A 19083-nucleotide genomic window follows, 5' to 3' on the forward strand; every position below is an offset into this window, starting at 1 on the left:
GCTAATTCAAAGCACCGCTTTGGGGTAGGAACCCAGCACCTTCAGGGCAACGGCTTCCTGGTTGATCTTCTCCAGCACGTCCTTGATCAGCGGATCACGGTGGTGGCCTACGAAGTCGATGAAGAACACGTAGGTCCACTTGCCACTGCGGGACGGGCGGGTCTCGATGCGGGTAAGGTCAATGCCGTTGTTGTGGAACGGCACCAGGAGTTCGTGCAGGGCGCCCGGCTTGTTGCGCATGGAGACGATGATCGACGTCTTGTCGTCGCCGGTGGGCGGCACTTCCTGACTACCGATGATGAGGAAGCGCGTGGAGTTGTCCGGGCGGTCCTCGATCTTTTCGCAGAGTTTGGTCAAGCCGTAGAGGCTGGCTGCCATGTCGCCGGCGATGGCGGCCGAGTTCCACTCGCTCTTCACCCGCTTGGCAGCGTCGGCGTTGCTGGAAACCGCCACGCGCTCGACATTCGGGTAATGGGCGTCCAGCCACTTGCGGCACTGCGCCAGGGACTGGGCGTGGGAGTAGATGCGGGTGATGTTGTCGGTCTTGGTGCTTTCGCCCACCAGCAGGTGGTGGTGGATACGCAACTCCACCTCGCCACAGATCACCATGTCGTGTTCGAGGAAGCTGTCGAGGGTGTGGTTCACCGCGCCCTCGGTGGAGTTCTCTACCGGTACCACGCCGAAGTTGACCGCGCCGGCGGCCACTTCGCGGAACACTTCGTCGATGGCGGCCATCGGCGAGCTGATCACCGCGTGGCCGAAATGCTTGAGCGCTGCGGCCTGGGTGAAAGTGCCTTCCGGGCCGAGGTAAGCGACCTTGAGTGGCTGCTCCAGGGCCAGGCAGGAAGACATGATTTCGCGGAACAGCCGCGCCATCTCTTCGTTGTCCAGCGGGCCCTGATTGCGATCCATAATGTGCTTGAGGACCCACGCCTCGCGCTCCGGACGGTAGAAGACCGGTTTCTCGCCTTCCGGCAGGGAGGCCATCTTCACGCGAGCCACGTCTTGGGCGCAGCGAGCGCGCTCGCTGATCAGGTCGAGGATCTTCTCGTCGAGACTGTCGATGCGCAGGCGCAGTGCCTTGAGTTCTTGCTCGGACATATCAGCCGCGCTCCTTCTCGAACTCCGCCATATAGGCCACCAGGGCTTCGACCGCATCAAGGCCGACAGCGTTGTAGATGGAGGCGCGCATACCGCCAACCGAACGGTGACCTTTGAGGTTAAGTAGGCCACGGGCGTCGGCGCCGACGAGGAAGTCCTTGTCCAGGCGCTCGTCTGCAAGGCGGAACGGAACGTTCATCCAGGAGCGGGCATTGTGGGCGATCGGGTTGGTGTAGAAATCGCTCTTGTCGATGTAGCCGTAGAGCAATTCCTTCTTCGCCTTGTTGCGCTGTTCCATGGCCTCGACGCCGCCCTGCTCCTTCAGCCACTCGAAGACGAGGCCCGAGAGGTACCAGGAGAAGGTGGCCGGGGTGTTGTACATGGAGCCGTTATCGGCGGCGACTTTGTAGTTGAGCATGGTCGGGCAGCTGGCGCGGGCGCGTCCGAGCAGGTCCTCACGGACGATGACCACGACCAGGCCGCTGGGGCCGATGTTCTTCTGCGCACCGGCGTAGATCAGGCCGAAGCGGGAAACGTCCAGCGGGCGGGAAAGGATGTCCGAGGACATGTCCACGACCAGGGGCACGTCGCCCACTTCCGGAATCCAGTCGAACTGCAGGCCGCCAATGGTTTCGTTGGAGGCGTAGTGCAGGTAGGCCGCGTCTTTCGACAGCTGCCACTCGTTCTGGCCGGGGATCGCGAAGTAGTCGTAGCCCTTGGCACTGGCAGCAACGTTGACGCGGCCGAAGCGGCTGGCCTCTTCGATGCTTTTCTTCGACCAGATGCCGGTTTCGACGTAATCGGCGACACCGTTTTCCGGTAGCAGGTTCAGCGGAATCTCGGCGAACTGCTGGCTGGCACCGCCCTGGAGGAACAGCACCTTGTAATTGGAGGGAATGGACAGGAGGTCGCGCAGGTCCTGCTCGGCCTTTTCAGCAATGGCAACATACTCGTCGCTGCGGTGGCTCATTTCCATGACGGAAAGGCCTTTGCCCTGCCAGTCAAGGAGTTCCGCCTGGGCGCGTTGCAGAACAGCTTCCGGAAGCGCGGCCGGGCCGGCGCAGAAGTTAAAGGCTCGCTTGCTCACATCCATTCTCACTGGGTAGCGCGGGGGCACCGGTGCCCCCGCCAATTGTTACCTACCGAATGGACAGGCCGGCTGACGGCCTGCCCGTTTCTACAACTATTACTCGTCGCCAGCCGGCGGAACGTCATCCTGCTGAGCGTCATCCGCCTGGGCATCGGCCACGGCGTCAACGGCCTGCTCCTCGCCTTCCTCCAGTTCTTCGTCCTCGTCGACACCAGACGGCTCCTGGACGCGTTCCAGGCCGACCAGGGTCTCATCCTTGGCCAGCTTGATCAGGGTAACGCCCTGGGTATTACGGCTGGAGCTGGAGACTTCGTCCACGCGGGTGCGCACCAGGGTGCCCTGGTCGGAAATCAGCATGATCTCTTCGCCATCCTGCACCTGTACAGCGCCCACCAGCTTGCCGTTACGCTCGTTGGTGACCATGGCGATCACGCCCTGGCCGCCACGACCGCGACGCGGGTAGTCTTCCAGCGGCGTACGCTTGCCGTAGCCACGCTCGGAAGCAGAGAGGATCTGCGCGCCCGACTCCGGGATCAGCATGGAAATCAGGCTCTGGCCTTCCGGCAGACGCATGCCGCGCACGCCACGGGCAGTACGGCCCATGGTGCGGACGTGTTTTTCCTTGAAGCGAATGACTTTGCCGCCGTCGGAGAAGAGCATGACTTCCTTCGCACCGTCGGTGATAGCGGCGGCGATCAGGGTGTCTCCCTCTTCCAGTTTCAGGGCGATCAGGCCACTGGTACGCGGTTTGCTGAACTGCACCAGCGGAGTCTTCTTCACGGTACCGAAGGCGGTAGCCATGAAGATGTAGGCACCGGTGGGCTCGTCCTGCTCGTCGTCGAGGTCGGCGCCTTCGTCGTCGCCACCTTCGGCTTCGACGATTTCGCCTTCGATCACCACGCCTTCGTTCTCTTCCAGGTCTTCCTCGGCACCTGCACTCTGCTGCAGGGCTTCCAGGTCGATCTGCAGCATGGCGGTGATGCGCTCGCCCTCATCCAGCGGCAGCAGGTTGACCAGCGGACGGCCACGCGCGGTACGGGAGGCTTCCGGAATTTCGAAGGTGCGCAACCAGTACACCTTGCCCTTACTGGAGAACAGCAGGAGCGTGGCGTGGCTGTTGGCGACCAGCAGGTGTTCGATGTAGTCCTCGTCCTTCACGCCGGTAGCCGACTTGCCCTTGCCGCCACGACGTTGGGCCTGGTAGGTAGCCAACGGCTGGGACTTGGCATAACCGCCATGGGAGATGGTGACGACACGCTCTTCTTCGGTAATCAGGTCGGCGATGGTCAGGTCCACCTGGGACGCAACGATCTCGGTACGTCGGGCGTCGCCGAACTCGGCCTTCACCTTCTCCAACTCTTCGCGGATGACTTCCATCAGGCGCTCAGGGTTGGTGAGGATGCGGATCAGCTCACCGATCAGGGTGAGGATTTCCTGGTACTCGGCCAGCAGCTTTTCATGCTCCAGGCCGGTCAGGCGGTGCAGGCGCAATTCCAGGATGGCCTGGGCCTGTTCGGGGGATAGGTAGTACTTGCCTTCGCGCAGGCCGTACTGCGGGTCCAGGTCTTCCGGACGGCAGGAATCGGCACCGGCGCGCTCGACCATGGCTTCCACCGCGCTGGACTCCCAGGCGGTAGCGATCAGGCGTTCCTTGGCCTCGGCCGGAGTCGGCGAGCTCTTGATCAGCTCGATCACCGGGTCGATGTTGGACAGGGCGACTGCCTGGCCCTCGAGGATGTGGCCGCGTTCACGCGCCTTGCGCAGTTCGTAAACGGTACGACGGGTCACCACTTCACGGCGGTGACGGATGAACACTTCGAGCATGTCCTTCAGGTTCATCGTGCGCGGCTGGCCATCCACCAGGGCCACGACGTTGATACCGAAGACGCTCTGCATCTGGGTCTGGGCGTAGAGGTTGTTGAGGATCACCTCGCCCACTTCGCCACGGCGCAGCTCGATCACTACGCGCATGCCATCCTTGTCGGATTCGTCGCGCAGTTCGGTGATGCCTTCGAGTTTCTTCTCCTTGACCAGCTCGGCGATCTTCTCGATCAGACGCGCCTTGTTCAGCTGGTAGGGCAGTTCGGTGACCACGATCTGCTGGCGGCCGCCGCCCTTTTCCATGTCCTCGACTTCGGCGCGGGCACGTATATAGATGCGGCCACGGCCGGTGCGGTAGGCCTCGATGATGCCGGCGCGGCCGTTGATAATGCCTGCCGTGGGGAAGTCCGGGCCCGGGATGTACTGCATCAGCTCATCGACCGTGAGCTCGGAGTTATCCATCAGCGCCAGGCAACCGTCGATGACTTCGCTGAGGTTGTGCGGCGGGATGTTGGTCGCCATGCCCACAGCGATACCGCTGGAACCGTTGACCAGCAGGTTTGGGACCTTGGTCGGCATGACCGCGGGGATTTGCTCGGTGCCGTCGTAGTTGGGCACCCAGTCCACGGTTTCCTTGTCCAGGTCGGCCAGGAGTTCGTGGGCCAGTTTGGACATGCGCACTTCGGTGTATCGCATGGCCGCGGCGTTGTCGCCGTCGACCGAGCCGAAGTTGCCCTGGCCATCCACCAGCATGTAGCGCAGCGAGAACGGCTGGGCCATACGAACGATGGTGTCGTAGACCGCGGTGTCGCCGTGCGGGTGGTACTTACCGATGACGTCACCCACCACACGGGCGGACTTCTTGTAGGGTTTGTTCCAGTCGTTGCCCAGCTCGCTCATCGCATAGAGGACGCGACGGTGCACCGGCTTGAGACCGTCGCGCGCATCCGGCAGGGCGCGCCCGACGATCACGCTCATCGCGTAGTCGAGGTAGGACTGTTTCAGCTCGTCTTCGATATTGACCGGGAGGATTTCTTTGGCCAGTTCGCCCATGAGAAGCCTGGTTCCTTTTTCTGATGAAACTCCGCCCCGCTCGTCCTGAGCGGCGCGAAGCTCGCCACTGCGGCCAGATGCTGCAGCGACTCACGACAAATCAACGAGTTAAGCCAAGGATCTGTGCAATTGGGCCGCCTCAATGGAGGGGCGGCAATAACTGCCGGAGCTTACCATAGTCACCGTCTTGCACCTACCCCGCCGGGCGGCGTGCCGGCAGGGTGAAAACGTCGCACCGATGGCTCAATGCAGGCGCTTGCGGCACATCAGCTGAGCCATCTTTGCAGCGTCGGGACGCTCAACCACACCCTTCTCGGTCACGATGGCATCGATCAGATCGGCAGGAGTCACATCGAAAACCGGATTGACGGCATGCACTTCCGCAGCAATACGGCGGCCGCCCAGATCCAGCAACTCTGAACCGTCGCGCTCCTCGATCGGAATGTCGTCCCCGCTTTCCAGCGACATATCAATGGTGGAGCTGGGCGCCACCACCATGAAGCGCACGCCATGGTGCATAGCGTTGACTGCCAACTGGTAGGTGCCGATCTTGTTGGCCACATCGCCATTGGCGGTGATGCGGTCGGCACCGACGATGACCCAGGTAATGCCGGCAGTCTTCATCAGGTGAGCAGCGGCAGCGTCTGCATTGAGACTCACCGGCACGCCTTCGTTGGCCAGTTCCCAGGCGGTCAGTCGTGCGCCCTGCAGCCAGGGACGTGTTTCATCGGCGTAGACCCGCTCCACCAAGCCATCCAGGTGCGCCGCACGAATTACCCCGAGGGCGGTGCCGAAACCGCCCGTCGCCAGCGCCCCCGTATTGCAATGAGTCAGCAATGCCTGGGGACTCCCCTGGTGCTTGCGAATCAGTTCCATGCCGAGCTGAGCCATGGTCAGGTTGGCTTCCCGATCGCTCAGATGGATGGAAATGGCCTCAGCCTCAAGCGCCTGCAGCGGTGTTTCGCCATCACGCACACGCTCCAGGCGTTCACGCATGCGGTTCAGTGCCCAGAAGAGGTTGACCGCAGTCGGCCGGGACTCGGCCAGGACCTTGAAGTCGGCCTCCAGCGCCTCGCGCCAGTCGCCACCAGCGGCGATGCGCGCCTGCGCGCCAAGTACGACACCGTATGCTGCACTGATTCCAATGGCTGGCGCGCCGCGAACCACCATCTGGCGGATGGCCTGAGCCACACCTTCAGCGGACTCGTAGGCCAGCCAGACCTCTTCAGCCGGCAGCAAACGCTGATCGAGCAGGTGGAGCACGCCGTCACGCCAGTCGATGGCCTTGACCTTCTCGGCTGCCAACAGTTGTTCACGCATCGCCCACCTCGCCACCCGTAACTCGCGGAAAAACCGCAGATTATAGCGAGCCGGAGCCTATCTGGCTCGGGTATACTGCCGCCACTTCATTTTGCGCCCAGGATGCGCCTCCATGCCCAGCCCCAACGCCCCGCTCGATCTGCTACTGCTCCCGTCCTGGATAGTTCCGGTAGAGCCTGCCGGCGTGGTCCTGCGGGATCATGCGCTGGGAATCCGTGACGGTCGTATCGCCCTGCTCGCACCCCGGGACGTAGCACTGCGCGCCGACGCCCGCGAGCGCCGCGAACTGCCGGGCATGCTGCTGGCTCCCGGCCTGATCAACGCCCACGGCCATGCCGCGATGACCCTGTTCCGCGGGCTGGCCGACGACCTGCCACTGATGACCTGGCTACAGGAACACATCTGGCCCGCCGAGGCCAAGTGGGTCAATGAGACATTTGTCCGAGACGGTACCGAACTGGCCGTGGCCGAGCAGATCAAGGGCGGCATCAGTTGCTTCTCCGACATGTACTTCTTCCCGGCCCAGGCCAGCTCTGCCATCCATACCGCCGGAATCAAGGCCCAACTGGCGATCCCGGTGCTGGACTTCCCCATCCCGGGCGCTGTCGACGCTGCCGAAGCAATCCGCCGTGGCGTCGAGCTGTTCAGCGATCTCAAGCACCACCCGCGCATCAAGGTCGCCTTCGGCCCCCATGCACCTTATAGCGTCAGTGACGACAAGCTCGAGGATATCCGCGTACTCGCCGAGGAACTGGACGCCGGCATTCATATGCATGTCCAGGAAACCGCCTTCGAGGTCCAGCAAAGCCTGGACCTGCGGGGCGAGCGTCCAATGGCACGCCTTGCCCGCCTCGGCCTTCTCGGCCCGCGCTTCCAGGCCGTGCACATGACCCAGGTAGATGACGCAGACATTGCCCTTCTGGTGGAAAGCAACAGCAACGTGATCCACTGCCCGGAATCCAATCTCAAGCTGGCCAGCGGATTCTGCCCAGTGGAACGCCTCTGGCAGGCCGGCGTTAATGTCGCCGTTGGCACTGATGGCGCAGCCAGCAACAATGACCTGGACCTGCTAGGCGAAACCCGCACCGCTGCCCTCCTGGCCAAGGCCGTGTCCGGCTCGGCCAGCGCCCTGGATGCCCATCGCGCCTTGCGCATGGCCACCCTCAATGGCGCACGCGCCCTGGGAATCGACCAGGACACTGGCTCCCTGGAAGTAGGCAAAGCCGCCGACGTGGTGGCCTTCGACCTCTCCGGGCTCGCCCAGCAACCGGTCTACGATCCGGTTTCCCAACTTATCTATGCCACCGGGCGCGACGCGGTGCGGCACCTCTGGGTCGACGGCAGGCAACTGCTGGACGACGGCCGCCTGACCCGCCTGGACGAAGAGCACCTGGGCGCCACTGCCCGCGCCTGGGGCGATCGCATCGCCGGCCGCTGAATTCTGTTTCGAGGACATCCCATGACCAACGTCGATCACGTCGAAATCGCCAAGTTCGAGGCCCTCGCCCACCGCTGGTGGGACCGCGAGAGCGAGTTCAAACCCCTGCACGACATCAACCCCTTGCGGGTCAACTGGATTGACGAGCGCGTCAAGCTGGCCGGCAAGAAGGTGCTGGATGTCGGGTGCGGCGGCGGCATCCTCAGCGAATCGATGGCGCAGCGTGGCGCCACCGTTACCGGCATCGACATGGGCGAAGCCCCGCTGGCGGTCGCCCAACTGCACCAACTGGAGTCCGGCGTGCCGGTGGAATACCGCCGCATCACGGCTGAGGGCCTGGCCGCCGAGATGCCCGGTCAGTTCGACGTGGTCACCTGCATGGAAATGCTCGAGCACGTGCCCGATCCGGCTTCGGTGATCCGCGCCTGCTACACCCTGGTCAAGCCGGGCGGCCAGGTGTTCTTCTCCACCATCAACCGCAACCCCAAGGCTTACCTCTTCGCCATCGTCGGCGCCGAGTACATCATGGGCCTGCTGCCGCGCGGCACCCACGACTTCAAGAAATTCATCCGCCCCTCCGAGCTCGGCGCCTGGAGCCGTGCCGCCGGCCTGCAGGTGAAGGATATCATCGGCCTGACCTACAACCCGCTGACCAAGCACTACAAGCTGGAAGGCGACGTCGACGTCAACTACATGATCCAGACCCTGCGCGAGGAGTGACCGGCATGCGTCTTCAAGCGGTACTTTTCGATATGGACGGCACCCTGCTCGACTCGGCGCCCGATTTCATCGCCATCTGCCAGGCCATGCGCACCGAACGCGGCCTGGCGCCCCTGGACGAAAAGCTGATCCGCGACGTGGTCTCCGGCGGCGCCCGCGCCATGGTCGCCATCACCTTCGAGATGGACCCCGAAGACCCGCAGCTCGAGCCCCTGCGCCTGGAGTTCCTGGAGCGCTACCAGAGCCACTGCGCAGTGCTCACCCGCCCCTTCGACGGCATAGACGAACTGCTGGCGGATATCGAGCAAGCCAAGCTGATCTGGGGTGTGGTGACCAACAAGCCGGTACGCTACGCCGAGCCGATCATGGAGCAGCTCGGCCTGGCCGGGCGCTCCGCCGTGCTGATCTGCCCCGATCACGTGAAGAACAGCAAACCGGACCCGGAAATGCTGCTGCTGGCTTGCAGCAAGCTGAACCTGGACCCGGCCAGTGTGCTCTTTGTCGGTGACGACCTTCGCGACATCGAGTCCGGCCGCGCCGCCGGCACCCGCACTGCGGCGGTCAGCTACGGCTATATCCACCCAAGCGACAACCCCGCCCACTGGGGCGCCGACGTAGTGGTCGACCACCCGCTCGAATTGCGCGCCGTGCTCGACCGCGCGCTGTGCAGCTGCTGAAGCCAGTAGCGCCCCGAAGGAGATTCACATGTTCCAGTATTCCGCCCGCCCCGACCTGCTCAAGGACCGGGTCATTCTGATCACCGGAGCCGGCCGTGGCATCGGCGCAGCGGCCGCCAAGACCTTCGCCGCCCACGGCGCTACCGTACTGCTGCTGGGCAAGACCGAGGCCAGCCTGAACGCCGTCTACGACGAGATCGAGGCCGCCGGCCACCCACAACCCGCGGTGATCCCCTTCAACCTGGAAACCGCCCAGCCGCACCAGTACGACGAACTGGCAGCGACCCTGGAGACGGAGTTCGGGCGCATCGACGGCGTGCTGCACAACGCCTCCATCCTCGGCCCCCGCACCCCCATCGAGCAGCTCTCGGGCGACAATTTCATGCGCGTCATGCAAGTCAACGTCAACGCCATGTTCATGCTGACCAGCACCCTGCTGCCGCTTCTAAAGCTGTCCAAGGACGCCTCGGTGATCTTCACCTCCAGTAGCGTCGGCCGCAAAGGCCGGGCCTATTGGGGCGCCTATGCGGTGTCCAAGTTCGCCACCGAAGGCCTGATGCAGGTCCTGGCCGACGAAGTGGACGGCATCGCCAGCGTTCGTGCCAACAGCATCAACCCCGGCGCAACGCGCACTGATATGCGCGCCCAGGCCTATCCAGGTGAAAACCCTGACAACAACCCGGAACCCGCCGAGATCATGCCTGTCTACCTCTATCTCATGGGGCCGGACAGCGCTGGTGTGAACGGCCAGGCTTTCGACGCGCAATGACTTCCCTCCGCGGCGGTCATCCGACCGTCGCAGCCTTCGCCAGATTTCCGGCGACCTTTCCCGTGAACGGCATCACATTGCCACTGTTTCGCCATTAACCCGGCAAAGGCTTGCCTCGCAAGCCGACAAAGAACAGCTAAGCAATTGAAATTAAATGATTTTTTATAATTAACGAACTCCTGGCACGAAAATAGCTCCATGCCTGGTGTCGTCGCAATTTGCGTCAGAGGTTCAACTCCATGGTTCCTCCCACACAGTCCAACACCATCGATTTTGACGCGGCCAAGCTGCAGCGCCTCGGCTTCTCCGGTAAGCGCCAGCCCACGCTGCGCCCCCTCAGCCTGGCAGAGCTGCGTCGCCAGTTGAATTTGCAACTGCAGACCAGCCTGGAGGTGGAGCGCATCATCAGCCTGTTCTTCAGCGAAGTGCAGCGCCTGGTTGCCCTCGACGCCCTGGCATACCAGCACCAGAGCAGCGACCTACGCCTTGAGTACGGCAGCCGCTCCAGCCACTCAGCCGGCTATCGTCTGACCCATGAAGGTGAGTACCTGGGTGAACTGATTTTCCGGCGCAACCAGCGCTTCGACGAACAGGAATTGAACCAACTGGAATCCCTGCTCGCCACTTTGCTCTTTCCGCTGCGCAACGCCCTGCTCTATCGTGCGGCTATCCAGAGCGCCTTGCGCGACCCGCTTACCGACACGGGCAATCGCATCGCCATGGAGCAGACCCTGCAGCGCGAAGTGGACCTCGCCCGACGCAATCTGCAGCCGCTGTCGGTACTGATGCTGGACATTGATCACTTCAAGCGCATCAACGACGAATACGGCCATGGCACCGGCGATGAAGTCCTGAAAGCGGTCGCCAACACGCTCAAGGCACGCCTGCGCAACGTTGATATGGTGTTCCGCTTCGGCGGAGAGGAATTCCTCGTGCTGCTCTCAGGCACCTGCCGCGAAGCCGCTGCCCTGGTAGGTGAACGCCTGCGCCTGGGCATCCTTGAACTGCAGTACCTGGTGCAGGGTCACCCCCTGGACCTCTCGATCAGCCTCGGCTGCGCCACCCTTCTGCCGGCGGAATCCGTGGAGAGCTTGCTACGCCGTGCGGACAACGCGCTCTACGTGGCCAAGCGCGAAGGCCGCAACCGCCTGTCCATGGCCGGCTGAGGCACCTCGCAGCAAGTCGCGGACGAGTTCGCACAAATAGCAGACAGTAAAAAGGGGCTCATGAGAGCCCCTTCTTCATTGCGCCTTGAATCAGCGCTTGCGACCGAAGCCCGGACGCTGACCTTCGCCACCTGCCGGTCCGCTGCGCTTGTGCGGCGGACGCTGCGGCTTGCGAGTCGGACGGTCCGCCAGCTCCACGGCCGGACGCTCACCGTGAGACTTGGCCGGGCGCTTCTTGTTCTCGTCACGCGGACGATCAGCTACCGGCGTGCCGCGCGGAGCGCGAGCAGGACGCTCGTCGCCATCGCGGCGAGGAGCACGGGCCGGACGCTCACCGCCCTCGCTGCGCGGGCCACGAGCAGGACGCTCGCCACCTTCGCTGCGCGGGCCACGAGCAGGACGTTCGCCACCCTCGCTGCGCGGGCCACGAGCAGGACGCTCGCCACCTTCGCTGCGCGGGCCACGAGCAGGACGTTCGCCACCTTCGCTGCGCGGGCCACGAGCAGGACGCTCGCCACCTTCGCTGCGCTGACCGCGCGCACCCACCGGCTTGGCCGACTTGCGCTGCAGGCGATCCAGCTTCTCGCGAAACTTGCCCTTCATGGCCGGCAGCGCCACAGGCTTCAAACCGACTTCGGTGCTGAGGATATCCACCTCGTTCTGGCCCATTTCACGCCAGCGACCCATGGTCAGGTCGGAAGTGATGAATACCGGGCCGAAGCGCACGCGCTTCAAGCGACTGACCACCAACCCCTGGGATTCCCAGAGACGACGCACTTCACGGTTGCGGCCTTCCATCACCACGCAGTGGTACCAGTGGTTGAAGCCTTCACCACCCGGCGCTTCCTTGATGTCGGTGAACTTCGCAGGACCGTCATCCAGCATCACGCCCTGCTTGAGGTTCTCCAACATCTCCTCGGTGACTTCGCCGCGCACGCGCACGGCGTACTCGCGGTCCATCTCGTAGGAGGGGTGCATGAGGCGGTTGGCCAGTTCACCGTCAGTGGTGAACAGCAGCAGGCCGGTGGTGTTGATGTCCAGGCGACCGACGTTGATCCAACGGCCGGCCTTCAGGCGCGGCAGGCGCTCGAACACCGTGGGACGGCCTTCAGGATCGTCGCGGGTGCAGACTTCTCCTTCGGGCTTGTTATAGATCAGTACGCGGCGGACGCTCTCGAATTCTTCTTCGCGCTTGAGCAGACGACCATCGACGCTGATGGCGTCATGGCTGTCGACGCGCTGGCCAAGGGTGGCGGCTTCGCCGTTGACCTTTACTCGGCCTTCAGTGATCCAGGCCTCTATATCGCGGCGAGAAGCCAGCCCCATGCGGGCCAGGACCTTCTGCAGCTTTTCCCCTGTGGGGCTGTATTCGACGTCACTCATCTGGGCACCTCCCGGTGTAGCAGTAAAAGGCCGCGCATCATACGCGGCCGCTGGCAGTGAGGCTAGCTGAGCAAAGTCCCGGCGTCAGCCTGTCCGCTGACCGGTGGCGTCAATGTAGGGTTTCATCCGGAAGCGGCTCGTCGTCGGCTTCGGCAGCAACGGATTCGGCTTCGTCGGCCTCATCGAGCAGCAGATCATCGAAGTCGGTCTTCAGCCCCTCTTCCATGGTGTCGAGCTCGGCCAGCAGGGAGCGGAAACTGGTTTCCACGCGCGGTTCGGCAAGCTGTTCGGCGTCCGCACGGGCCTGCAACCCTTCGGGCACTGGCGCATCACCATCATCCAACCCAAGCACCGGCTCGGGCTCCAGCTCACGCAGGGCGGCCAGCGGCGGGAGCTCTTCCAGGCTTTTCAGGTTGAAGTGGTCGAGAAACGCGCGCGTAGTGGCGAACATGGCCGGCTTTCCGGGTACGTCGCGATAGCCGACCACCCGAATCCACTCCCGCTCCAACAGTGTCTTGACGATCTGGCTGTTGACCGCAACGCCGCGAATATCCTCGATTTCACCACGGGTAATGGGTTGCCGATAGGCTACCAGGGCCAGGGTCTCCAGCATCGCGCGCGAATAGCGCTGTGGCCGTTCCTCCCAGAGCCGACCAACCCAGGGCGAGAAGCGCTCGCGAATCTGCAGACGGTAGCCGGAGGCGACCTCGCGCAGTTCGAACGCACGCTTCTCGCAGCTTTTGCCGAGGATGGCCAGGGCCGAACGGATCACCGACAGCTCGGGGCGCTCGGCCTCTTCGAAGAGCTCGGCCAGACGCTCCAGCGACAGAGGCTTGCCGGACGCCAAGAGGAAAGCTTCCAGCAGCGACGCAAGTTCCTTGGGATCGTTGAGGTTCATCTACTCGGCTCGCGCCCGAACGTGGATGGGGGCAAATGGCTCATTCTGCACCAGTTCAACCAGCTGTTCCTTGATCAGCTCCAGCACCGCCATGAAGGTGACCACGACACCAAGACGACCTTCCTCGACCGTGAACAGCACGACGAAAGGTACGAAAGCCCCGCCCTTGAGCTTTTCCAGCACCTCACTCATACGTTCGCGGGTGGACAGCGCCTCGCGGGTTACCTGGTGGCTTTCAAACATATCCGCACGGCGCAACACCTCGGCCATGGACAGCAGGACCTCTTCCAGGGCGACATCCGGCAGCAGCTTGCGCGCTCGCGCGTCCGGTGCATCCACACGCGGAACAATGAGGTCGCGCCCCACGCGAGGCAGTTGATCGATACCTTCGGCGGCCGCCTTGAAGCGCTCGTACTCCTGGAGGCGGCGGATCAGCTCGGCGCGCGGATCGTCTTCTTCCTCTTCCGTCTCGTTCGAACGCGGCAGCAGCATGCGCGACTTGATCTCGGCCAGCATGGCGGCCATGACCAGGTACTCGGCGGCCAGCTCCAGGCGTACCGACTTCATCAGCTCGACGTAGGCCATGTACTGGTGGGTGATGGCCGCGACCGGGATGTCGAGGATGTCAATGTTCTGCTTGCGAATCAGGTAAAGCAGCAGGTCGAGCGGACCTTCGAAGGCCTCGAGGAAGACTTCCAGCGCATCCGGCGGGATATACAGGTCTTGCGGCAGCTCAGTCACCGCCTGGCCGTAGACCAGGGCGAAGGGCAGCTCCTGCTGGGCGCCCGCCTGGGGATCCGGCGACTCGTTTAGCGGCGTTTCGTGCATGTATTCCTCTCGTTGCTCGGCCGCTGCGCGCTGCTGCCCTCGGTTGAAGCCTACCGGGTAGGACCGGTCGGCGGGAAAGCGGGCAAATTAGCACCATGTGCCAGACTAAAAAAGTACGACGCAGCACCCTTGGTCAGGTCTGGAGCGAAACGCCCAAGGAGGTTCCGATGAAACTGTTCGCCTTGATTTTCAGTACCGTCCTCTTGTTCGTCTGCCTCGGTCTGGTGCCGGTTACAACAGCGCAGGCGGGTATGATCGGCACCGATGAAGCCATCGCGACCCAACAGCAATCCGGTGATCGCGACAGGATCGACGCCTTCCTCAGTCAGTCCGAGGTTCAGGACCAGATGCGCGCCATGGGCGTGGATGCCGCCACGGCACGCGCGCGCGCGCAGGCCCTGACCAATGAGGAAGCCACCCAGCTTGCGCAAAAAATGAATGCAGCACCTGCGGGTGGGAACATCAGCAGTACTGACTTCATCATCATCCTGCTGGTGATAATCCTGGTGGCGATCCTGCTTTGAGCGACGATTTCAGTCCTCGTCGAGGAAAGGCTGCGGGTCGCCGCAGCCTACGCGCACCACCTCGGGCTTGCCTTCTGAGAGGTTGATCACGGTGGACGCTGCCATGCCGCCGTGGCCGCCATCGATGATCAGGTCGACCTGATGTTCGAGAATCTGGCGCATCTCGTAAGGGTCGCTCATCGGCAGTTCTTCGCCCGGCAGGATCAGGCTGGTGCTCATCAGCGGCGCGCCCAGTTGTTCCAGCAACGCCAGGGCAATGGGGTGGTCCGGTACCCGCATGCCAATGGTGCGCCGTTTCGGGTGCATCAGCATGCGCGGAACTTCACGGGTGGCGCTCAGAATAAAGGTGTAAGGGCCGGGCGTATGCGCCTTGATCAGGCGGAACGCTGCGGTATCCACTTTGGCGAATAAACCGATCTCGGACAGATCGCGGCACACCAGCGTGAAATTGTGTTTCTCATCCAGGCGACGCAGTCGGCGAATACGTTCAACTGCGTTCTTGTCACCGATCAGGCATCCCAGAGCGTAAGACGAATCGGTGGGGTAGACGATCACCCCGCCCGCCTTGACGATCTCCACCGCCTGCTTGATCAGGCGCGGCTGTGGATTCTCCGGATGTATCTGGAAAAATTGACTCACGACATCTCCCTGTTCAGAGGGCAGCAATAGGGCTGTATGCATGGCGGAAGCGCCCCCAGATCGGCGGCAGATCATCCGGCAAGGGTCGGTACATGCCCAGCTCCGACCAATCGCAGGGTGCATGAAAGTCACTACCGGCACTGACCAGCATGCCGAATTCTCGCGCCAGTATGGCCAGGCTTCCCACCTGATCCGCTGGCTGCAGGCCGTTCACCACTTCCAGCGCGTGGCCGCCGGCCTGGATGAAATCCGCCACCAGCTTGCGCCGCTTGGTGCCGGTGAAGTTGTATTGCCACGGGTGCGCCAGGCTGATCCAGGCACCAGCGGCACGCAGAGTTCCCACCGCATCGGCCAGGGTTGGCCAGTGCTGCTTCACATCGCCCAGCTTGCCGGCCCCCAACCATTTGCGAAACGCCTCGGCACGGTCGCGGACGTGGCCATTGCGGACCAGAAACTCCGCAAAATGCGGGCGTGCCGGCGCGTTGCCGCTTTCACCCAACTCCTGCTGCACCGCCCTGGCACCCTCCAGGGCGCCTGGCATACCTTTGGCGGCCAGGCGATGGGCGATTTCCTCGGCCCGCGACCAGCGGCCGCGATGGAGGTCCGCAATGGCCTCCAGCAACGCCGGTGCATCGGTAGCGAAGGCGTACCCCAATACATGGATCGTAGCGCCACCCCAGGTGCAGGACAGTTCGATACCGTTGATCAGTTGCATATCCAGCGCTACGGCTGCTTTGCGAGCCTCGTCCAGGCCTTCGAGGGTGTCGTGGTCGGTCAACGCGAGCACGCGCACGCCCTGCTCGTGAGCGCGGGCGACGAGGGCTGCGGGCGCCAGGGCACCGTCAGAGGCCGTACTGTGGCAATGCAGGTCGATCTGCATGGGGTCTGCTTTCGCTAGGGGATTGGTTTGTTATTATGCCGCCACATCCCGCTTCTGGCTGCCGCCGTGAAACAATTCATCGACTTCATCCCGCTTATCCTCTTCTTCGTCGTTTACAAACTGGAACCACGCGCCCTCGAACTGGCCGGGCATACCTATATGCTAGGCGGTATTTTCAGCGCTACCGCGGTTCTGATCATCAGCTCGGTAATCGTCTACGGCGCCATCTTCCTGCACCAGCGCCGCCTTGAGAAAGGCCAGTGGCTGACGTTGGCGGCTTGCCTGGTATTCGGTGGCATGACGCTGGCCTTCCACAGCGAAACCTTCCTCAAATGGAAGGCGCCCGTGGTGAACTGGCTCTTCGCCCTGGCGTTTGCCGGCAGCCACTTCATTGGCGACAAGCCCCTGATCCAGCGCGTGATGGGCCATGCCCTGAACCTTCCGCAGGTCATCTGGGTGCGTCTGAACCTTGCCTGGGTCGCATTCTTCCTGGTCTGCGGCTCCGCCAACCTCTTCGTAGCCTTCACCTTCCACGAGTTCTGGGTGGACTTCAAAGTCTTCGGTAGCCTCGGCATGACCGTGCTCTTCCTGGTCGGCCAGGGTGTCTACCTGGCTCGCCACATTCACGACGGCGAAACCGAAAAGCCCCAACAATAAGGATTGCCATGCTCTACGCCATCATTGCCACCGACGTTGCTGATTCCCTGGAAAACCGTCTCGCTGCCCGCCCTGCCCACCTCGCGCGCCTGGAGCAATTGAAGGCCGAAGGCCGCATCGTGCTGGCCGGCCCGCACCCGGCAGTAGACAGCGTTGACCCGGGCAGTGCGGGTTTCACCGGCAGCCTGATCGTTGCTGAGTTCGACTCACTCGAGTCCGCCAAGGCCTGGGCCGACGCCGATCCCTACCGTTCCGCCGGCGTCTACGCCGACGTTGTGGTCAAACCTTTCAAGCAGGTCTTTCCCTAAGCCAATCCCCTTCAGCCGTTCCACGCCAGGAAAAAGGAGTTCCCATGCACGTCGGTCGATTGCCCCTGCTGTTTACCGCCGCGCTGCTCTGCAGCCTGGCCCTGGCTGAAGAATCCCCGCATGGGACACCAGCGGAAGACGTTCTCCCCGAGCGTTCGGCGGCCCCGGCAGCACCGGCCGTTGCAAGCGACTCCCTGGTCGCCCAACTCGGCCAGCTCCAGCGCCAACTGGCCGAAAGCGAGCGTCAGCGCAACGAACTGAGCACCCAACTGGAAGCAGCCAGCGGCGAGCGGGAGAATGCCCAGCTCTCCCGCCTGCGTCAGGAGAACCAGCGCCTCAAGCTGCAACTCAAGGAAGCCCAGGCATCGCAATCGCCACGCCTTCTGACCGAGCAGCAAACCTGGTTCGCAGTCGGCGGTGGCGTCGCCCTGCTCTCTCTGTTTGCTGGCCTGGCCGCCCGCGGGGGTCGCCGCCAGCGCCGTCAATGGATCAACTGAACCGCAACATGAGTGAATTGCTGCTTATCGATGACGACCAGGAACTCTGCGAGCTCCTGATCAGCTGGCTCAGCCAGGAAGGCTTCAACGTCCGTGCCTGCCATGATGGCCAATCTGCGCGTACGGCCCTGGCCGAGCACGCTCCATCCGCCGTGGTGCTCGACGTGATGCTGCCGGATGGCAGTGGCCTGGAACTGCTCAAGCAGCTACGCGGCGACCACCCGGAACTGCCGGTCCTCATGCTCTCCGCCCGTGGTGAACCGCTGGACCGCATCCTCGGCCTGGAACTCGGCGCCGACGACTACCTGGCCAAGCCCTGTGACCCCCGCGAACTCACCGCCCGCCTGCGCGCCGTGCTGCGTCGCACCCAGCCGCCGCCGCAATCCAGCCAGCTTGAACTGGGCGACCTCTGTTACAGCCCGGTGCGCGGCATCGTCACCGTCGGCAATCACGAGATCAGCCTGACCCTTTCCGAAGGCCGCCTGCTCGAAGCCCTCTTGCACCAGCCCGGTGAACCGCTGGACAAACAGCAACTGGCGCAACTCGCCCTGGGCCGCAAGCTGACCCTTTACGACCGAAGCCTGGACATGCACGTCAGCAACTTGCGCAAGAAACTCGGCCCCCATGCGGATGGCCGACCGCGCATCCTGGCGCTGCGCAGCCGCGGCTATTACTACAGCGCCTGAGAGCCTGTTCACGATTTCGCAAGCTAGAGTCTGCTTTTAACGCAGCAGGGCCGACGCGCAGCAGGTTATTACCAGGCTCTGCGTCTTTACCCAGGCTTTACTCATGGCTGACTGCCCTTGACCTTGCCATCCCTAGACTGGGCACATCCGGCAACTGGCCGGAATCGAGACTAGGAGAACCACCATGCGCAAGACCCTCATCGCCCTGCTGCTCGCCGCTACCCTGCCGACCCTGGCCATGGCCATGCCGGAAGACGGCCCGCGCCATGAGCGCGGTTTCGGTGGCCATATGTTCAAGGAGCTGAACCTCACCCAGGAACAGCGCCATGAAATCGGCAAGCTGATGCGCGAGCAGATGAAGTCCCGCCACGACATCACCCAGCGCTACCTGGACAAACTACCGGCTGCCGAGCGCAAAGCCATGCAGGACGAGCTCAAGGCCGCCGAAACCAAGAACCGCGATGCCATCCGCGCCCAGCTCAAGCCCGAGCAGCAGAAAGCCTTCGACGATCTCCAGAAGAAGATGGAAGAGCGCCGCGCCGAACGCGCCGAGTTCGAAGCCTGGAAGGCGGAGAAGGACAAGAAGGCCCAGTAATCGCCAGGCGGCCCAGGCTGCCGGCACCCACCC

General features: G+C 63.2%; 20 protein-coding genes. 11 read left to right on the forward strand and 9 right to left on the reverse strand.

Going from position 1 to position 19083, the window contains the following annotated elements:
• Positions 1 to 6: 6 nt before the first annotated feature.
• From pheA to mtnA, 4 genes are all read right to left on the reverse strand, one after another.
• On the reverse strand, positions 7 to 1101 hold the full coding sequence (gene pheA, locus E8F20_RS03620; RefSeq protein WP_028626624.1) for a prephenate dehydratase: 1095 nt from the start codon (positions 1099 to 1101) through the stop codon (positions 7 to 9).
• Position 1102: 1 nt separating this feature from the next.
• Positions 1103 to 2188, reverse strand: a complete 1086-nt coding sequence (gene serC, locus E8F20_RS03625) for a 3-phosphoserine/phosphohydroxythreonine transaminase (RefSeq protein WP_028626623.1) — start codon at positions 2186 to 2188, stop codon at positions 1103 to 1105.
• 99 nt (positions 2189 to 2287) lie between these two features.
• Positions 2288 to 5065 (reverse strand): DNA gyrase subunit A, encoded by a 2778-nt coding sequence (gene gyrA, locus E8F20_RS03630; protein WP_280282486.1) that lies wholly within the window; start codon positions 5063 to 5065, stop codon positions 2288 to 2290.
• Positions 5066 to 5308: 243 nt separating this feature from the next.
• Positions 5309 to 6385, reverse strand: coding sequence for an S-methyl-5-thioribose-1-phosphate isomerase (gene mtnA / locus E8F20_RS03635; protein WP_028626621.1), 1077 nt, complete (start codon positions 6383 to 6385; stop codon positions 5309 to 5311).
• 112 nt (positions 6386 to 6497) lie between these two features.
• On the opposite strand from mtnA, the gene E8F20_RS03640 reads away from it, so the two are divergent.
• The 5 genes from E8F20_RS03640 (at position 6498) to E8F20_RS03660 (ending at position 11155) form a co-directional block, all read left to right on the forward strand.
• The gene (locus E8F20_RS03640) at positions 6498 to 7823 is read left to right on the forward strand and encodes a TRZ/ATZ family hydrolase (RefSeq protein ID WP_280282487.1); all 1326 of its coding nucleotides are present in this window, start codon (positions 6498 to 6500) and stop codon (positions 7821 to 7823) included.
• Between the two features lie 21 nt (positions 7824 to 7844).
• Positions 7845 to 8543, forward strand: coding sequence for a bifunctional 2-polyprenyl-6-hydroxyphenol methylase/3-demethylubiquinol 3-O-methyltransferase UbiG (gene ubiG / locus E8F20_RS03645; protein WP_280282488.1), 699 nt, complete (start codon positions 7845 to 7847; stop codon positions 8541 to 8543).
• Positions 8544 to 8548: 5 nt separating this feature from the next.
• Entirely contained in the window at positions 8549 to 9220 is a 672-nt protein-coding gene (mupP, locus tag E8F20_RS03650; protein ID WP_280282489.1) for an N-acetylmuramic acid 6-phosphate phosphatase MupP, read from the forward strand.
• A 28-nt stretch (positions 9221 to 9248) separates the two neighbouring features.
• Positions 9249 to 9989, forward strand: a complete 741-nt coding sequence (locus tag E8F20_RS03655) for a YciK family oxidoreductase (RefSeq protein WP_028626617.1) — start codon at positions 9249 to 9251, stop codon at positions 9987 to 9989.
• Between the two features lie 239 nt (positions 9990 to 10228).
• Complete coding sequence (locus tag E8F20_RS03660) at positions 10229 to 11155, forward strand: GGDEF domain-containing protein (RefSeq protein ID WP_280282490.1); 927 nt, start codon at positions 10229 to 10231, stop codon at positions 11153 to 11155.
• Positions 11156 to 11245: 90 nt separating this feature from the next.
• Here E8F20_RS03660 and rluB read toward each other — a convergent pair whose 3' ends face one another.
• The 3 genes from rluB to E8F20_RS03675 all read right to left on the reverse strand — a co-directional run bounded on the left by rluB (position 11246) and on the right by E8F20_RS03675 (position 14135).
• Positions 11246 to 12538 (reverse strand): 23S rRNA pseudouridine(2605) synthase RluB, encoded by a 1293-nt coding sequence (gene rluB / locus E8F20_RS03665; RefSeq protein ID WP_280282491.1) that lies wholly within the window; start codon positions 12536 to 12538, stop codon positions 11246 to 11248.
• A gap of 109 nt (positions 12539 to 12647) precedes the next feature.
• Positions 12648 to 13436, reverse strand: a complete 789-nt coding sequence (gene scpB, locus E8F20_RS03670; protein ID WP_280282492.1) for an SMC-Scp complex subunit ScpB — start codon at positions 13434 to 13436, stop codon at positions 12648 to 12650.
• Positions 13437 to 14135, reverse strand: coding sequence for a ScpA family protein (locus E8F20_RS03675; protein ID WP_280282597.1), 699 nt, complete (start codon positions 14133 to 14135; stop codon positions 13437 to 13439). It abuts the gene before it with no gap.
• Positions 14136 to 14431: 296 nt separating this feature from the next.
• Here E8F20_RS03675 and E8F20_RS03680 point away from each other — a divergent pair, with 296 nt between their 5' ends.
• The gene (locus E8F20_RS03680) at positions 14432 to 14788 is read left to right on the forward strand and encodes a PA2779 family protein (RefSeq protein WP_280282493.1); all 357 of its coding nucleotides are present in this window, start codon (positions 14432 to 14434) and stop codon (positions 14786 to 14788) included.
• 9 nt (positions 14789 to 14797) lie between these two features.
• Here E8F20_RS03680 and E8F20_RS03685 read toward each other — a convergent pair whose 3' ends face one another.
• The gene (locus tag E8F20_RS03685; RefSeq protein WP_137823765.1) at positions 14798 to 15427 is read right to left on the reverse strand and encodes an L-threonylcarbamoyladenylate synthase; all 630 of its coding nucleotides are present in this window, start codon (positions 15425 to 15427) and stop codon (positions 14798 to 14800) included.
• A 13-nt stretch (positions 15428 to 15440) separates the two neighbouring features.
• A complete protein-coding gene (locus tag E8F20_RS03690) occupies positions 15441 to 16307 on the reverse strand; it encodes a PHP domain-containing protein (protein WP_280282494.1) in 867 nt (288 codons plus the stop codon).
• 66 nt (positions 16308 to 16373) lie between these two features.
• Here E8F20_RS03690 and E8F20_RS03695 point away from each other — a divergent pair, with 66 nt between their 5' ends.
• The 5 genes from E8F20_RS03695 (at position 16374) to E8F20_RS03715 (ending at position 19050) form a co-directional block, all read left to right on the forward strand.
• Positions 16374 to 16964, forward strand: a complete 591-nt coding sequence (locus E8F20_RS03695; protein ID WP_280282495.1) for a septation protein A — start codon at positions 16374 to 16376, stop codon at positions 16962 to 16964.
• Between the two features lie 8 nt (positions 16965 to 16972).
• The gene (locus E8F20_RS03700; protein ID WP_280282496.1) at positions 16973 to 17272 is read left to right on the forward strand and encodes a YciI family protein; all 300 of its coding nucleotides are present in this window, start codon (positions 16973 to 16975) and stop codon (positions 17270 to 17272) included.
• Positions 17273 to 17316: 44 nt separating this feature from the next.
• The gene (locus E8F20_RS03705; RefSeq protein WP_280282497.1) at positions 17317 to 17769 is read left to right on the forward strand and encodes a hypothetical protein; all 453 of its coding nucleotides are present in this window, start codon (positions 17317 to 17319) and stop codon (positions 17767 to 17769) included.
• Positions 17770 to 17777: 8 nt separating this feature from the next.
• Positions 17778 to 18455 carry a response regulator transcription factor gene (locus E8F20_RS03710; RefSeq protein WP_280282498.1) on the forward strand — a complete coding sequence of 226 codons (678 nt, stop codon included), beginning with the start codon at positions 17778 to 17780 and terminating at the stop codon, positions 18453 to 18455.
• A 184-nt stretch (positions 18456 to 18639) separates the two neighbouring features.
• Positions 18640 to 19050: a Spy/CpxP family protein refolding chaperone gene (locus E8F20_RS03715; protein WP_280282499.1), complete on the forward strand. Its 411-nt coding sequence runs from the start codon at positions 18640 to 18642 to the stop codon at positions 19048 to 19050.
• Positions 19051 to 19083 lie beyond the last annotated feature (33 nt).

The sequence above is a fragment of the Pseudomonas sp. BN415 genome, from assembly GCF_029871195.1.
In the GTDB taxonomy this organism is placed as follows: domain Bacteria; phylum Pseudomonadota; class Gammaproteobacteria; order Pseudomonadales; family Pseudomonadaceae; genus Metapseudomonas; species Metapseudomonas resinovorans.

What these genes read in the sequence shown, in the direction of transcription:
- pheA (WP_028626624.1), bottom strand. Translation starts at nt 1,101, where the DNA reads ATGTCCGAGCAAGAACTCAAGGCACTGCGCCTGCGCATCGACAGTCTC.
- gyrA (WP_280282486.1), bottom strand. Translation starts at nt 5,065, where the DNA reads ATGGGCGAACTGGCCAAAGAAATCCTCCCGGTCAATATCGAAGACGAG.
- mtnA (WP_028626621.1), bottom strand. Translation starts at nt 6,385, where the DNA reads ATGCGTGAACAACTGTTGGCAGCCGAGAAGGTCAAGGCCATCGACTGG.
- E8F20_RS03640 (WP_280282487.1), top strand. Translation starts at nt 6,498, where the DNA reads ATGCCCAGCCCCAACGCCCCGCTCGATCTGCTACTGCTCCCGTCCTGG.
- ubiG (WP_280282488.1), top strand. Translation starts at nt 7,845, where the DNA reads ATGACCAACGTCGATCACGTCGAAATCGCCAAGTTCGAGGCCCTCGCC.
- mupP (WP_280282489.1), top strand. Translation starts at nt 8,549, where the DNA reads ATGCGTCTTCAAGCGGTACTTTTCGATATGGACGGCACCCTGCTCGAC.
- E8F20_RS03655 (WP_028626617.1), top strand. Translation starts at nt 9,249, where the DNA reads ATGTTCCAGTATTCCGCCCGCCCCGACCTGCTCAAGGACCGGGTCATT.
- E8F20_RS03660 (WP_280282490.1), top strand. Translation starts at nt 10,229, where the DNA reads ATGGTTCCTCCCACACAGTCCAACACCATCGATTTTGACGCGGCCAAG.
- rluB (WP_280282491.1), bottom strand. Translation starts at nt 12,538, where the DNA reads ATGAGTGACGTCGAATACAGCCCCACAGGGGAAAAGCTGCAGAAGGTC.
- scpB (WP_280282492.1), bottom strand. Translation starts at nt 13,436, where the DNA reads ATGAACCTCAACGATCCCAAGGAACTTGCGTCGCTGCTGGAAGCTTTC.
- E8F20_RS03680 (WP_280282493.1), top strand. Translation starts at nt 14,432, where the DNA reads ATGAAACTGTTCGCCTTGATTTTCAGTACCGTCCTCTTGTTCGTCTGC.
- E8F20_RS03690 (WP_280282494.1), bottom strand. Translation starts at nt 16,307, where the DNA reads ATGCAGATCGACCTGCATTGCCACAGTACGGCCTCTGACGGTGCCCTG.
- E8F20_RS03700 (WP_280282496.1), top strand. Translation starts at nt 16,973, where the DNA reads ATGCTCTACGCCATCATTGCCACCGACGTTGCTGATTCCCTGGAAAAC.
- E8F20_RS03705 (WP_280282497.1), top strand. Translation starts at nt 17,317, where the DNA reads ATGCACGTCGGTCGATTGCCCCTGCTGTTTACCGCCGCGCTGCTCTGC.
- E8F20_RS03710 (WP_280282498.1), top strand. Translation starts at nt 17,778, where the DNA reads ATGAGTGAATTGCTGCTTATCGATGACGACCAGGAACTCTGCGAGCTC.
- E8F20_RS03715 (WP_280282499.1), top strand. Translation starts at nt 18,640, where the DNA reads ATGCGCAAGACCCTCATCGCCCTGCTGCTCGCCGCTACCCTGCCGACC.